General features: G+C 71.3%; 3 protein-coding genes. 2 read left to right on the top strand and 1 reads right to left on the bottom strand.

The features are described 5' to 3' along the window. Nucleotides 1-766 (top strand): cysteine desulfurase/sulfurtransferase TusA family protein (locus tag BZL64_RS37865; RefSeq protein WP_143663453.1); only part of this gene is annotated, 766 nt, incomplete at its 5' end. 31 nt (nucleotides 767-797) lie between these two features. Here BZL64_RS37865 and BZL64_RS37870 read toward each other — a convergent pair. Next, nucleotides 798-1772, bottom strand: coding sequence for a carbohydrate kinase family protein (locus BZL64_RS37870; protein ID WP_086773474.1), 975 nt, complete (start codon nucleotides 1770-1772; stop codon nucleotides 798-800). Nucleotides 1773-1902: 130 nt separating this feature from the next. Here BZL64_RS37870 and BZL64_RS37875 point away from each other — a divergent pair, with 130 nt between their 5' ends. Then, entirely contained in the window at nucleotides 1903-2112 is a 210-nt protein-coding gene (locus BZL64_RS37875) for a hypothetical protein (protein WP_086773475.1), read from the top strand. Nucleotides 2113-2397 lie beyond the last annotated feature (285 nt).

The following is a 2397-nucleotide window of genomic DNA, read 5'->3' on the forward strand; positions in this document are numbered from 1 at the left end:
GCTCGTGGTGCGCAAGGGCGTCCGGTTCGCTGCCCAAGGGGCCCTGGACGAAAGGGAGTCGGGGCGAGCGGCCGGGTTCGAGAACATCCCGGCGATCGTGGCCGCCGTGGCGTCGCTGCGGGCGGTACGGGCGGAGGCGGCGGCCGAGGCGGAGCGGCTGCGGGAGCTGACCGGGCGGATCCGGGCGGGGGTGGCGCGGTCCGTGCCGGACGTGGAGGTGGTGGGTGACGCGGAGCGGCGGCTGCCCGGGATCGTCACCTTCTCCTGTCTCTATGTCGACGGGGAGACTCTGCTGCACGAGCTGGACCGGGACGGTTTCTCCGTCTCGTCCGGTTCGTCCTGCACGAGCAGCACGCTCACGCCGAGCCATGTGCTCAAGGCGATGGGAGTGCTGAGCGAGGGGAACGTACGGGTGTCGCTGCCCATGGGGGCGGCCGAGGAGGACGTGGAGCGGTTCCTCGCCGTGCTGCCGCGCGCCGTGGCGGGTGTCCGGGAGAAGCTCGGGGCGCCCGCGCCCGGTCCCACGGCGGCCACCGGGGCGGACGAGCTGGTCGTGGACTCCCTCGGCAAGCTCTGCCCGATCCCCGTCATCGAGCTGGCGAAGGCCATCGGGCAGGTACCGGTCGGCGGCACGGTGCGGGTGCTGTCCGACGACGAGGCGGCCCGGCTGGACATCCCCGCCTGGTGCCAGATGCGAGGGCAGGAGTACGTCGGTGAGGAGCCGGCGGACCGGGGCTCGGCCCATCTGGTCCGCCGGCTCCTCTGAGACCGGCCTGTTCCAGGCGAAAGACGCTACGTCAGTTCAGGTGCTTCTGGACCTCGGCGGCGGCCTCGTCGCCGTACGCCTTCGCGAAGCGGTCCATGAAGTGGGCACGGCGGAGCTGGTACTCCTGTGTGCCGACGGTCTCGATGACCAGGGTGGCGAGCATGCAGCCGATCTGGGCGGCGCGCTCCAGGGAGACGTCCCAGGCCAGGCCGGAGAGGAAACCGGCCCGGAAGGCGTCGCCGACGCCGGTGGGCTCGGCCTTGCGCTCCTCCTGCGGGCAGCCGACCTCGATCGGGTCCTCGCCGGCCCGCTCGATGCGCACGCCGCGCGCGCCGAGGGTGGTGACACGGTGGCCGACCCTGCCGAGGATCTCCTCGTCGCTCCAGCCGGTCTTGGACTCGATGAGGCCCTTCTCGTACTCGTTGGAGAAGAGGTACGTCGCCCCGTCCAGCAGGATCCGGATGTCCTCACCGCCCATGCGGGCGATCTGCTGGGAGAAGTCGGCGGCGAAGGGGATGTTCCGGGAGCGGCACTCCTCCGTGTGACGGAGCATCGCCTCGGGGTCGTCCGCCCCGATCAGGACCAGGTCGAGGCCGCCCACGCGGTCGGCGACGGTCTTCAGCTCGATGAGGCGGGCCTCGCTCATCGCGCCCGTGTAGAAGGAGCCGATCTGGTTGTGGTCGGAGTCCGTGGTGCACACGAAACGGGCCGTGTGCAGGGTCTCGGAGATGCGGACCGAGGCGGTGTCGACACCGTGGCGGTCCAGCCAGGCCCGGTACTCCTCGAAGTCGGAGCCGGCGGCGCCGACCAGAACGGGTTGCGTGCCGAGCTGCCCCATACCGAAGGCGATGTTCGCGCCCACCCCGCCGCGCCGTACGTCCAGCTTGTCGACCAGGAAGGAGAGCGAGACCGTGTGGAGCTGGTCCGCGACGAGCTGGTCGGCGAAGCGGCCGGGGAACGTCATGAGGTGGTCGGTTGCGATGGAGCCGGTGACTGCGATGCGCACGGCGTGGACTCTCCTGATGGGAGGTGGATTGACAGTTCACGCTACCCGGTCCGCCGCCGCCGCTGAAGCGGAGGAAACTACCCGATAGTAGATCTTTCTTCGCAGGCCCGACCGTGCATACGGTGCGGCTATGGCGAACCTCAAGTTCCACACGTCCGCTCCGGCCGATCTCGAAGGCGACCTGGCGTCGCTGCGGGGTGACTGCGCGCGGATGGCTCCGCACTGGACCGCACCGCAGAAGAGCGTGGCCCGTCCCGTGCCGCTGTCCCTGATCCACGGCGTGACCGTCCCGGCGGCCTCGGCCCGGCTGCTGGAGGCGATGCCGGAGTACGGCAACTAGCGCGAGGCCCGTGCGGGCCGCCCTCGGCGGGCTCGCGCGAGCCTTCTTTCGGCCGGGGCGCTCGCAGGGGAACCGTGCGCTCCCCCGCTGCGTCCCATCGCTGTCCCCCGTAAAGGGGATGTCAGGTACGACAGCAGCGCAGCCGAAGGAGCGATGCGGTGAACACCGAGCGACCCGACAACGACGACGCCGCACGCGGGCCGAAGGACGGACCGACACCGGAGGACCGGGGTGCGCCCGAGGACCGGGGTGCGCCGGAGGCCGCGCGGGCGGAGGAGACGCGTC

It is taken from the genome of Streptomyces bobili (assembly GCF_002154575.1).
Classification (GTDB): Bacteria; Actinomycetota; Actinomycetes; order Streptomycetales; family Streptomycetaceae; genus Streptomyces; species Streptomyces bobili.